The organism is Bacteroides sp. An322 (assembly GCF_002161765.1).
GTDB lineage: Bacteria > Bacteroidota > Bacteroidia > Bacteroidales > Bacteroidaceae > Phocaeicola > Phocaeicola merdavium.
The window spans coordinates 26,986-39,754 of record NZ_NFIN01000029.1; the positions used below are offsets into that span (position 1 = coordinate 26,986).

Sequence of the window (12,769 nt, forward strand, 5' to 3'; positions counted from 1 at the left end):
TTCACTATGAATATTATTTTTGATTTTGTTTCTTATGGGGTTGGGTTATAGTTCAGTCTTAAGTTTAGTTTTGACTTTATTTTTGTATCTTCAATTCTCTCACTCATCATTAATATTATGAGCAAAAGGTGTGCCAAAAATAACTATTTTGGTAATACGCTGATTTTTAACTAGATGTATCTGGTGCTTTATTGGTGTGTGGTGTGGAAATTGTGGAATTGCAAGGTTGTTTTGTGGAATTATTCCACATTTTACACATTTCCTATATCATACAGTTTCATCTTATTGTATAAAGTTTTCCTGTCAATTCCTAATAATTGGGCAGCTTTGGTCTTATTATTTCCTGTACGTTGCAGTGCATGTATGATGCGTTGTTTTTCCAAATCTTCATTGTGCAAATTGAACGAGGCAACTGCTGGTTCAACATTCTGTGTTAAAATTTCTTCGCCTAGTTCGCGGGTCGTGATAAAATTGCCTTGTGCCAAAAGAGTTGCTCGTTTTACAATATTTTTCAATTGGCGGAGGTTCCCAGGCCATGTGTAGCGTTGAAGAGCTTCGCTAGCTTCAGCATCAAATCCAATGAGATTGCGTTCCAGTTCCTGATTGGCTTGGTCTAGAAAAAAATTAGCAAAAAGCAAGATGTCTTCCGTACGCTCTTTTAAATCAGGTATACGTAAGGTAAATTCGTTGATGCGGTGGTATAAGTCTTCTCGGAAAATTCCTTTGGCTATGCCTTCTTTCAAGTTTTCGTTCGTAGCACAGATAAGACGGACATCGACTTCAATTTCTTTGGTTGAGCCGATGCGGCGGATACGCCGTTCTTGCAAAGCTCGTAGGAGTTGAACTTGCACTTCATATCCTAAATTCCCTATCTCATCAAGGAAAAGTGTTCCTCCATTGGCTTCTTCAAACGCTCCGGTCTTGTCTGTTAATGCTCCTGTAAACGAGCCTTTTACATGACCGAAGAATTCAGATGCAGCCAGTTCTTTGGGAATTGAGCCACAATCAATGGCAATAAAAGGCTTGTCGCTTCGCTTGCTCAGTTCGTGGATGCGATGGGCTACATATTCTTTTCCTGTTCCGCTGGATCCGTTTATCAGTACAGACATTTGGGTAGGAGCTACAAGGCGCACGTAGTTGAAAAGTTGGTGTGCTGCTTCGCTTTCTCCTTCTAGAAAGTTTTGTGTAACTGGGGAAATTTTTTCTTGTATGGCTGATAAGGGAATTTCAGATTTTCGAATTGTTTCTTCAATTTTGTTCAGCAATTCATCTGGTTGTATAGGTTTGGCGATATAGTCGCTTGCTCCGTGTTTCATAGCTTGTACCGCACTTTGAATTTCGGCATAGCTCGTCATAATAATAAGAGGAGTATTGCATGATTGGTTTCGGAGCCAAGTTAATAGTTGAATACCGTCCTGGTCAGGCAGCCGCAAATCGGATAAGATTAAATCATAAGTATGGCTGGTAAGCAATTTACGGGCACGTGCATTAGCACTTGCCGTATCTACTTGGAATCCTTTTTTCGTCAACCATGTTTTCATCATGGTAGAGAATACCAAATCATCTTCAACTATCAGTATAGACGATGCCATAGATATAATCTGCTTTGTTTAATACAATAAAGATACCTTGTTCCGCTTTCGCTTGTTGTGACGGATAGTATATTTGAAACAAAGATACAGTTTTTTTGGAAACTTCTGCTTGTTTGCAAATGATTTTTGTTTTTTCGAGCTTGTATTGGTATATTGGGTAGAGTAGCCAATGTTAAATGATAACCTAAAATAGCATCAGGGAGTTTCTCCCTAGAAGCCGTTGCTTTTTCCTTATATTGGGATTTTTACTCATCCTCCGGTGCAAAATCAAGTGGTAAAGGACTGTCGCCGAAGAACCGGTCGAAGTCGGAAGAAAAGTTCTTGTCCTGAATAATGCGGTACTTCTCAAACTCAGCTTCGGCGAATTGTTTGGCGAACTCAGCCGTAATGTGTCCGGCATTGAAAAAAGTTACAGATAAGGGCTAATCATTTCATAATTGATCTTTTGAGATAGAGAATTTTGCTTCTAAATCCGTTTTACCCATTTCACTTAAGCGGAAAATGAACTTTTTTCCGTATGTTTGTAAATGATGAAGGTGAAATTGTGGGATTGTAGTACCCTCAAAAAGTACCTTGTAAACGGAGAAGGTTCGGAGAAAAACCTTCGGTGTAAATGAAAAAAGTTCGGTGAAAAAGGAGAAGAAGCATCCAAAAGAGTTAGCCGGACAGGGCAAAATATAATAGACTTGGTTATTTCCGACCCTTCTATAACTGCAGAAGCAATGTCTGTAAAAATTGGCGTGTCCAAACGGTCAGTTAAAAGAGTATCAAAGAGTTGCGTGATAGAGACATTCTCGTTCATGAAGGCTCTGACAAGGTTGGTTATTGGCGCATTATTGTAAAGCCATAAATATGGAAGGACGTTGCGCATGATAATCTTTATATTGGCATCCATTTTATTAATTACAGCTTTGGCAATAGCCATACTTATGGAAAACCTGCATTATTCTATCACTAACTTATCGCTTTTTAAAAACAAAAATAGGGCGTAACTCATTGAGCTACACCCTATTTCCCTATGGTTGGTTATCGTTGTTTACCGATACTTACTTCACTTCCTCAAAATCAATACGTTATATCTCTCAGCGACTTGCGTGAACGTGTTGCAAATATCATGCAAACTCGAAAATAAGCATCCATAAGCAACCACAGCTCCATGCCGCAAAAGTACGATTTTTCACCGAAAATAACGAAAGAAAAACGAGGAAAAAATCAATATTGAAAGATAACCTAAAACAGCATCACTAAAGGTTTCTTCAAAAGTTTCTAAACTCTTCATCGCATAGCTTTTGATTAAGAATTTTCTGGTGTAAAATCAAGTGAAGGCAAATCTTTGTCATCCAATTTATCAAAGTCGGACTTAAACAGGCGGTCTTGAATGATACGATACTTTTCAAACTCCGTTTCGGCAAACTCTTTGGCGTATTCAGCCGTGACCTTTCCTGCATCGGAAAGAATAGGTCTGTCCGTTATATCCAGAAATTTGTCAATACGTTTCGCCCAATCCTCCATCGTCATCGGGATATGGCGTTTCGCCATATCTTCCGCTATATCAAGAAAACTGTTGACAATACGTCCCATTGCCTCCAGTTCATTTTCTTTAAGGTAATTCTTGGCAACGCTTACATCCGGTTTTACTATTTTTCCGTCCGGAGCCTTCTCCCATGTGGTCAAGCCCATGTGCTCTTTCTGTGCATCCGCACGGTCAACTATCAATTCCGCAGCGGTATGCCCATGTACCGCATAGTGCATTTTGTTCTGCACCTTTTTGTAAAAAAGCCGTGTTGTGGGCGCACTCTTGTTATAATCTATGGCCGTGGCATATATATCTGTAAGTTTCTGGTAAAAACGCCGTTCACTCAGTCGTATCTCACGAATTTCGGCAAGCAGATGCTCAAAATAATCCTCTCCGATAAATGAGCCGTTTTCCATCCGCTTTTTATCTATGACATATCCACGGATTGCAAACTGACGTAGAACGTATGTACACCATTGGCGGAATTGCGTGGCACGAACAGAATTGACACGATAGCCTACGGATATGATGGCATCAAGATTGTAGAACTCAACTTCTTCTTTTGATTCTCCACGGAAGCCCCTATTCACGACTGTTTCCATTTTGGAAATAGTCGTATTCTTATCAAGCTCTCCACTCTCAAAGATATTTTTCAAATGTTTGCTGATGGCCGGAACACCTACATCAAATAATGTCGCCATTGCTTTTTGTGTTGCCCAAATTGTTTCATCCTTATACAACACTTGAACACCATTCTCCTTACCCTCGGCAATAAAGGTAAGAAACTCTGCCGTACTGTTCCGTATTTCAAAATTCTTAGCCACGACTCCTTTGGTTATTAATTATCACAAATACAAAGGTATAGAAAATCTTAGGAAAATCTATCATATAATCACATTTAGGAATGGATTTTACGAAGATTTCTTCTCCCTAATCCGTTTTTTCCCATTCTAATTGAACGGAAAACGAACTTTTTTCCGTATGTTTGTAAACGATATTGGGGTATTATACCTTTATAACAACGAGAAAATCATGCAGATACACGATAACAGACTCATAGCAGAATGTACGTCTTACGATTTCAAGGAGATGCTGGAACGCAAGAAAGTGAAGTCATGGCTCAAATCCGTGTCGGCTTTCGCCAATACGGATGGCGGCAGCTTGTTCTATGGCGTAAACGATGAAGGTGAAATTGTGGGGTTGGAGAACGTGCAGGCGGATGCCGATTTTATCAGCGAAATGATAAAGGCAAGGCTTGACCCTGTACCGGAGGTACAACTTATCCCGATTGAGCACGAAGGACGCACCCTGCTTGAAGTGAAAGTCAAGGCTGGTGTTTTGACACCTTATTATTACTATCAAGACGGAACGCGCACGGCTTTTGTAAGAGTTGGCAATGAAAGCGTGGAATGCAATTCGCAACAACTTCTCTCGCTGGTGCTGAAAGGTACACACATGACGTGGGATTCGCTCCCTACACAGGTGGATGCCAACAAACATTCCTTTATTATTCTTGCCAACACATTCCGCGAACAGACACATCAGGAATGGAATGATAAGTATTTGGAATCATTCGGACTTGTCACATCTGACGGTAAGTTGACCAATGCCGGATTGCTGTTTGTAGACAATTGCACTGTATTCCAATCACGTATTTTCTGCACCCGTTGGACAGGACTTTATAAAGACGATGCAATCAGTTCCGTAGAGCATCGGGCAAATCTTGTATTGCTTTTGAAATATGGTATGGACTTCATCAAGAACTATACTATGAGCGGATGGGTGAAGATGCCGAACTATCGCCTGAATCTCCCAGACTATTCCGACCGTGCTATCTTTGAAGGGTTGGTAAACCACCTTATCCATCGGGATTACACGGTTATGGGTGGTGAGGTACATATCGACATTTACGACGACCGTGTGGAACTGGTGTCGCCCGGAGCTATGCTTGACGGCACACAGATTCAAGACCGCGACATCTATAACGTCCCGTCCATACGCCGCAATCCAGTCATCGCCGATATGTTTACCCAACTCGACTACATGGAGAAGCGTGGTTCCGGTCTGCGCAAGATGCGCGAACTGACCGAGAAGCTGCCCAATTTCCTGCCCGGCAAAGAGCCTCTCTATAAAACCGAAGCATCCTCTTTTTTCACCACCTTCTATAACTTGAACTGGGGAGAGAACGGAAGAATTCCAGTAGAGGAGGTAGCTGAAAGGGTAAACAGTACCCTCGAAAAGTACCCTGTAAACGAAGAAGGTTCGGAGAAAAAGTTCGGTGTAAACGGAAAAAGTTCGGTGAAAAGGTTCGGTGTAAATGCTGAAAGGTTCGGTGTAAAAGGAGAGGATGCATCTAAAAGAGTTAGCAGGACAGGGCAAAAAATAATAGACTTAGTTATTTCCGACCCTTCTATAACAGCAGAAGCAATGTCTGTAAAAATTGGCGTGTCCAAACGAGCAGTTGAAAAGAACATCAAAGAGTTGCGTGAGAGAGGCATTCTCGTCCATGAAGGTTCTGACAAGGCAGGCTATTGGCGTATCATCGTAAAACCATAATAGGGAGGGCGTGACACATGACAATCTTTATCTTGGTTTCCATCTTATTGGTCGCAGCCTTGGCAATAGCCTTGCTTATGGGCGTTCCTCCTGCGAGCCAAAAAGTCAAAGTCCGGACAATGTATGTCGGAGCTGCGCTTATGCTCGTAGTTGCTCTTGTCGTCTGCGACTATATTGATACTTTGCCGGATTTTCCGTCTAAGTTCCGATTTCATGTAGTATGGGTGCTTACCGTAACCGTAGGTTATCTCTGTATTGCCATTGCTTGTATGGAAAAGTACAATGTCCTAAAGCGTAAGAACCGCATGCTTGAAGACGCCCTTACTGAAAAAGAGCAAGAGAAAGTATCCATTCTGATGGAACGTCAAAGCAAGCAGCAACAGGCACTCCAAAAAGGAGAACTTGAATGGTTTGCTGGAAAAATCAAGATGTTCAGTGAAGAGGAGCAAAAGGCGATTCTTGCCAGTTCCTACGCATTTGCAGAACACGACTTGATTCTTCCACCCTCAATCACAATCCAGCCAAACGAGATGTGCAGTCAGCAAGAACTCATGTATTACGTTTACTCTGCTTTCTCCAACATAGGCAAGAAACGCAGCGACATTGTGAGTTCCTTATCTCAGGTTTTTAAGGCATACTTTCCTGCTGGTGAGGCTTCTGTATCAAAGAAGATGCCAGGGTTGGATAAGGTTAAGGAGAGAAGAGAGAAAGAAAAGGATTCGGAAACATTGTAACATATAACGACATGAATGATACTGTAAACACCAATATCAACTCTAACTTTTTTACGAATAGAAGCAATAACACCCTTATGAAAGAATTTGAGGGCATATTGCAACATAATCCCAATATTCGTAATTTGGATGCTGTTGTCGGATTTCTGCGAGCATCTGGTTATTTTTCTTTGCGCCCATTCCTTGATGGCATCAATAAAGTAAGGGTACTAATAGGCATTGATGTAGATAAATATATTGCACAAGCAGTAAGACAAGGAAGAATGTTCTTCGGGGCTGAAGAAGAAGTAAAGGAAGACTGCCTACGCAAAATACGTCAGGACATAGAACAATCAAATTATCGCAAGGAGGTTGAAGATGGAATGTTCCAAATGGTACAAGATCTCATAGACGGGAAATTAGAGATGCGCGCCCATCCTTCAAAGAAAATTCACGCTAAAATTTATGTACTCTATCCTAATGATTTTAATCAGTACACACAAGGTGTAGCTATAACAGGCTCAAGCAACCTGTCTGGCAATGGTCTTGGCATTTCGGAAGACCGCCAATATGAGTTTAATGTAAAATTGAATCGATATGATGATGTCAAGTTTGCAAAAGACGAGTTCGAACTACTCTGGAAAGAAGCTGAAGGGTGTGAAATAACAGCTGATGATGTGAAAATCTCCATTGACCGTACATATCTAAAAGGAGATGTTTCACCATACGAACTGTATATCAAAATGCTGATGGAATATTTCTCAGACAGAGTAATGGCTACAGACGATAATAATCCGTTTGATATGCCAGAGGGGTATAAAAAATATGACTATCAGATGGATGCTGTTGAAGAGGGATATCAAAAACTGCTCCGTTATGATGGTTTTTTTCTTGCAGATGTAGTGGGTCTTGGCAAAACGGTCATTGCGACTATGATAACAAAAAAATTCTTGATAGAAAACGGTAGAGACAAAACTAAAATTCTTGTAGTATATCCACCAGCAGTTGAACAAAACTGGAAAGCTACATTTAAGGATTTTGGAATTGATAAGTATGCAAATTTTGTTTCCAACGGAAGTTTATCAAAAATCTTGGATGAAGATAACTACAACTATTGGAATGCAGACGAGTTTGATCTTATACTTGTGGATGAGGCTCATAAATTCCGTTCTCATACAACAGCAGCGTTTGAGCAATTGCAAGAAATATGCAAAATGCCTCGCATTGAAACAGGTAACATACCGGGATATAAAAAGAAAGTCATGCTCATTTCTGCAACACCAATGAATAATACTCCGGCAGATATATATAATGAAATACAACTGTTCCAAGATCCACGCCATTGTACAATTGATGGTGTGTCAAATCTGACTGCTTTCTTTGCACCTCTTATTAAGGAATTTAAAAGATTACGAAGGGAACCAGATTTTAATGTCAATCATTTCAAAAAGCTCGCTGAGCGTGTACGCGATAGAATAATAAAACCGTTGACCGTTAGGCGTACCAGAACAGACATTGAAAGCATATCTCGTTACAATAAGGATGTGAATGGATTTCCAAAGGTGGAACGCCCCATAGAGAGCCGTTATGAATTGAATGAGCATCTTGCTGATTTGTTTGAACACGCAATGTTTACACTTGAAAAGAGTCTGACTTATGCGCGTTATCAAGCCATAGCTTATTTGAAACCAGAAGCAGCCCAAGGTTTGTATGATAATGCGGAACTGATAAGCCGAAGCTTGGCAGGTATTCGTAAAAATGGATTAGTGAAACGTCTTGAAAGCAGCTTTTATGCCTTTCAAGTATCATTAGATAATTTCTGTCAGGCAAATCAAAATATGATAGACATGTTTGAACGTGACAAAATATTTATAGCTCCCGATCTTGACATCAATATGCTGTTAGAATCAGGGTTAAGCGATGAAGAGATAGAGGAAAAGCTAAATGCCAAGGCGGAAGATAATCCCAAAAATGCAGTATTCGCTGCGGTTGATTTCAAGCCTGAATTTATTGAGATGCTACACAATGACCAAAACACACTTGAAAAGCTGCGTGCGGCATGGGCGGATATAACGGATGAGGATGATTCCAAATTTGCGAAATTTGAAGAATTACTTAAACATGAGTTTTTCAAGACAGAACGCAATCCTGAGCAAAAATTAGTTGTGTTCTCAGAATCAGTTGATACGGTTGAGTACTTAGCTCGCCGTATCAATCGCAAGGATGTATTGGTTATTTCTGCTGATAATCGTAGCAAACAATTCAAGACGATCCGTGAGAATTTCGATGCAAACTACAAGGTAAAAATGAATGACTATAATATCATCCTTACCACAGATGTATTAGCAGAAGGTGTTAACTTGCATCGCGCTAATGTGATTGTGAATTACGATACCCCTTGGAACAGCACACGCTTGATGCAACGCATAGGTCGTGTAAACCGTATTGGTTCTGCATCTAAACACATTTATAATTATGTGTTCTATCCCTCACGTGAAGGAAATCGTGAAATCAACCTCAACCAGATTGCATTGAGCAAGATTCAAACTTTCCATTCTACATTTGGAGAAGACAACCAGATTTACTCACAAGAAGAAATCCTTGACCGCGACCTTAGCAAACTCTTTGATGAAGGCATGAAACAACAGAAAGAGGAATGCAACCAAGAACTTCCTTATTATGAAGAACTGCGTGAACTTTATCAAACTAACCGTAGAGAGTACAACCGTATAGCCAAACTTTCTTTGCGTAGTCGCACAGGGCGTAAAGCAAAGAATATTGATGGGGTTACACTCTCAAATGATACGCTCGTGTTTCTTAAAACGAATTTCCGCAAAGTGTTTTTCTTGGTATCCGAAAGCCCTGAAGAATTATCTGTACTTGATGCACTCAAATACTTTAAAGCTCAAAAGGATGAACAACCTGTAGAGCGTATAGAACAGCATCACAAACACATCAATATGGCTTTAAAAAACTTTCGCCAGATGCAAGATGATGAGATACGTTCGCAAGAAACAACCCACGACGAGCAGACTGCAATGGGAGCACAGGTTAATATAGCAATCAATTTATTGAATAGATTTATGCGAGAAATTGATGATAACGACTTATTTATAAAAGTTGCGCAACTGAAAACTTTAGCAGAACGTGGTGTTATTACTTACATTGCTAAACGTTTACAACGCATTCAAAAAGACTTACTCCGTGCAGGTGGAAGAGCACGTATGACTCACGACGAGGCCCTTGCCGAAATTATAGAAATGGCTAAAAAATATGCCCCATATTACACTGCACAGGAATCATTATTGAATAAACAGGAAACTGAAGCAGAGATTATCTTATCTGAATCGTTTAATTAAATGTAATAGAAATGAACTACAAGGAAGTTATAGAATCCAAATATAATCGGAAAGCATGGCAACAATTACTCCATGACATATTTAGAAATAAAGTAAGTTTTTGGAGCCGTCCGTCGGCTGTACACGTAAACAGCCGTTTGGCAAAAGAAGCATTGAATCTTGGCAAAATATCTCTTGCCGATGGTGAAGCTATCGCCATATATGAAGTTGAACTGACAGAAAAAGTTGACATTGAGCGCAATCGGCGTGGAATCCGTGATATGCTTACTTCTGACTGGCGCAATATGGGTTATGCAGGTGCTTTTATGTTTTGCTATAGAAAGAATGAAAGCGTACTCCGCTTTTCGTATGTAAGTGAAACGTGGGGATTCGACAAACAAGGGAATTACGAAAAAATCTCGACCAATACGAAGCGTTATACCTATCTGCTTGGCGAAGGACGCGGCTGTCGTACGGCAATAGAACAGTTTGGCGTACTTAAAAATAGCAAACAAACACTTAGCGATATTACTGCCGCATTCTCCGTCGAAGTTCTGACCAAGCAATTCTACAAAGACTTGTTTGAATGGTACCAATGGGCAATCGAGCCATCTTCCAATGTATCCTTCCCTAACAATATTACAACTGAAGAAGACGATCGTGAAGATTTGGAAACGAAAATTATCCGTCTGATAACCCGTATCATGTTTGTATGGTTTATCAAACAAAAAGATTTAGTACCAAGTAAGATATTTGATATTGAATACTTGGGAACTATCTTAAAAGATTTTGACCCTTATAACAAGACGGTTGGAGACTATTACAACGCAATTCTTCAGAATTTATTTTTTGCTACGCTAAACCGTGCTATAGAAGATGAACAAGGGAACAAACGTAAGTTTGCTACCAATGTAAAAAAAGACATTAAGACCCTTTATCGCTATGCGGAAATGTTCAGCATTAGTGAGAATGAAGTCATTAATCTTTTTGCAGAAGTACCATTTCTCAATGGTGGTCTTTTTGAGTGTCTTGATAAGACTAAGAAAATTGATGGTGTGGAACAAGCTTTCAATCACGACGGTTTTAGCCGCAACGACAAACGCTTTGCAGACGGACGATACCGTAATCGTGCAGTTGTGCCCAACAACTTGTTTTTTGAACCAGAAAAGGGATTGATTTCTATTCTAAACCGCTATAATTTTACGATAGAAGAAAACTCTCCAGAAGAGCAACAAGTGGCTCTTGACCCGGAACTATTGGGTAAGGTGTTTGAAAATTTGTTAGGTGCATACAATCCCGAGACGAAAGAAACAGCACGGAATCAAAGTGGGTCGTTCTATACTCCGCGCGAGATTGTCAATTATATGGTAGACGAAAGCCTTATTGCATATTTAGGCGACACGCCATTGGTTCGTTCCTTGTTTGAGCAAGATTTCTCTTTCGATAAGAACCATACAGAAGATTACAAAATAATCGCGGACAAGTTGAGAAATATAAAGATTCTCGACCCTGCCTGTGGGTCAGGGGCTTTTCCTATGGGATTGCTCAATCGAATGGTTGACATTCTTCTTCGTATTTCGCCAAATGAGAAAGTGTATGACTTGAAATTGGCGATTATAGAAAACTGTATTTATGGCAGTGATATACAGCGAATTGCCGCACAGATAACCAAACTGCGTTTTTTTATTTCGCTCATTTGCAACTGCGAGAAAGATGTAAATAAGCCTAATTTTGGTATTCCCACATTGCCTAATCTTGAAACCAAATTTGTTGCGGCAAACTCTCTGATTTCAAAGAAAAAGCAGGAATCTCATAACCTTTTTGAGAATCCTGAAATAGAGCCAACAAAGGATGAATTGACAAGGATACGTCATGAACATTTTTCTGCAAAGACGGCCAATCGCAAAAGCACCTTACGTGAACAAGACAAAATTCTTCGTGAAAAATTGGCAAAACTGTTAGCTGATGATGAAGACTTTGCTCCAGAAGATGCAAAACAGTTAGCCGCATGGAATCCATACGACCAAAATGCAGAGAGTCCATTCTTCGACCCTGCTTGGATGTTTGGAGTCAATGATGGTTTTGACATTGTAATTGGCAATCCACCTTACATCCAATTGCAAAACAATGGTGGAGAATTGGCTAAATTATATGAGCCGTGTGGTTATAAGACGTTTGCTAAGACTGGGGATATTTATTGTCTCTTCTATGAGCGTGGCTACCAATTGCTCAAACCCAATGGACATCTTTGCTATATCACATCTAATAAATGGATGCGTGCAGGTTATGGTGAGAAAACACGCGATTTCTTTGCCAAGAATACCAATCCTCAATTGCTCATAGACTTTGCTGGAGTGAAAATTTTTGAAAGTGCGACAGTAGACACCAACATATTATTATTCGCTAAAGCCACAAACGAACATAAAACTCTATGTGCTGTCACCAATAAGCAGAACAAGGATAGCGTCAAAAATTTGAGCGTATTCGTGCAGCAACAGGGGGTTGAATGTGATTTTACGGGATCTGACTTATGGGTGATACTGTCACCCATAGAGCAAAGTATAAAACGAAAGATTGAGGCTGTGGGAGTCCCACTCAAAGATTGGGATATTAATATCTATCGTGGAGTTCTTACTGGTTATAATGATGCATTCATCATTTCCACTGAGAAAAGAGATGAAATTCTTGCCAACTGTCAAACTGAAGAGGAACGTTCTAAAACAGCGGAATTAATACGACCGATTCTGCGTGGCAGGGATATTAAGAAATATGGATATGACTGGGCTGGTTTATACCTTATTGCAACTTTCCCCTCACGGCATTATGACATAGAAATGTTTCCTGCTGTAAAAAGATATCTTCTCTCTTTTGGTATTGAGCGACTGGAACAGACAGGAAAAACACATATTGTCAATGGCAAAAATGTAAAAGCTCGTAAGAAAACTAACTCCGTGTGGTGATAAATGTACTAACAAACCTTAAACGATTTCATCGTCCGGTAAGTAGTAGTCTCTCCATTTGATGTCCGATGTGTAAATGGCGGCAATCTTAACC

The 12,769-nt window shown here is 40.1% G+C and carries 6 protein-coding genes and 1 pseudogene; 4 read left to right on the forward strand and 3 right to left on the reverse strand.

All coding sequences use genetic code 11. From position 1 onward, the window contains the following. Positions 1 to 251 precede the first annotated feature (251 nt). From B5F91_RS12870 to B5F91_RS12885, 3 genes and pseudogenes are all read right to left on the reverse strand, one after another. Positions 252 to 1,592, reverse strand: a complete 1,341-nt coding sequence (locus B5F91_RS12870) for a sigma-54 dependent transcriptional regulator (protein ID WP_087429474.1) — start codon at positions 1,590 to 1,592, stop codon at positions 252 to 254. 245 nt (positions 1,593 to 1,837) lie between these two features. After that, positions 1,838 to 1,993 (reverse strand): annotated as a pseudogene (locus B5F91_RS15470) (cell filamentation protein Fic); the annotation flags it as partial. A gap of 892 nt (positions 1,994 to 2,885) precedes the next feature. Then, entirely contained in the window at positions 2,886 to 3,932 is a 1,047-nt protein-coding gene (locus B5F91_RS12885) for a virulence RhuM family protein (protein ID WP_021992554.1), read from the reverse strand. A gap of 208 nt (positions 3,933 to 4,140) precedes the next feature. Here B5F91_RS12885 and B5F91_RS12890 point away from each other — a divergent pair, with 208 nt between their 5' ends. The 4 genes from B5F91_RS12890 to B5F91_RS12905 are packed head-to-tail and all read left to right on the forward strand — an operon-like array spanning position 4,141 to position 12,675. Further along, entirely contained in the window at positions 4,141 to 5,664 is a 1,524-nt protein-coding gene (locus B5F91_RS12890; protein WP_087429481.1) for an RNA-binding domain-containing protein, read from the forward strand. Positions 5,665 to 5,681: 17 nt separating this feature from the next. Further along, the gene (locus B5F91_RS12895) at positions 5,682 to 6,398 is read left to right on the forward strand and encodes a hypothetical protein (RefSeq protein ID WP_087429476.1); all 717 of its coding nucleotides are present in this window, start codon (positions 5,682 to 5,684) and stop codon (positions 6,396 to 6,398) included. Between the two features lie 11 nt (positions 6,399 to 6,409). Next, on the forward strand, positions 6,410 to 9,736 hold the full coding sequence (locus tag B5F91_RS12900; RefSeq protein ID WP_087429477.1) for a helicase-related protein: 3,327 nt from the start codon (positions 6,410 to 6,412) through the stop codon (positions 9,734 to 9,736). 11 nt (positions 9,737 to 9,747) lie between these two features. Continuing rightward, positions 9,748 to 12,675, forward strand: coding sequence for an Eco57I restriction-modification methylase domain-containing protein (locus tag B5F91_RS12905; RefSeq protein ID WP_239416439.1), 2,928 nt, complete (start codon positions 9,748 to 9,750; stop codon positions 12,673 to 12,675). Positions 12,676 to 12,769: the final 94 nt, after the last annotated feature.